Here is a 425-nt window from a genome sequence, read left to right on the forward strand (position 1 = left end):
CGTTTACCTGCGGCGCGCTTGCGTTCGTAGAAACGTCGGGACGCATCGCAACTTCGGATGCTGATAAGCGCGGAGGTGTAGAAGACGCGTTGCAGGCCGCGGTGGTAACGCCGGGGGCGGTGGAGGTTGCCGCTGACGTTGCCGGAGGCCCGGGGCACCGGGGCGACTCCGGCAAGGCTGGCCAGCCGGTCGGCGGTGCCGAAGCGGCTCATGTCGCCAGCTGTGGCGGCGAGGAATTCGGCGCCCAGGAGCGGGCCGACGCCGGGCATGCTGGAGATCACTTCAGCGAGTTCGTGCTCGCGAAACCGGGCCGCAATGAGCTTGTCGATCTCGGTGATCTGCTCGTTGAGGCCTATCACCTCCTTCGCCAGGGTGAGGATCACCTGCGCGGTGATCTTCTCCCCGGGGACGGCGGTGTGCTGGCG

The 425-nt window shown here is 67.5% G+C and carries 1 protein-coding gene; it reads right to left on the reverse strand.

Going from position 1 to position 425, the window contains the following annotated elements; all coding sequences use genetic code 11:
- Positions 1-425: transposase (locus AC5RWQ_RS30590; protein WP_494286063.1), on the reverse strand; the 425-nt coding region annotated here is incomplete at both ends.

The sequence above is a fragment of the Micromonospora sp. BS32 genome (genome assembly GCF_059089345.1).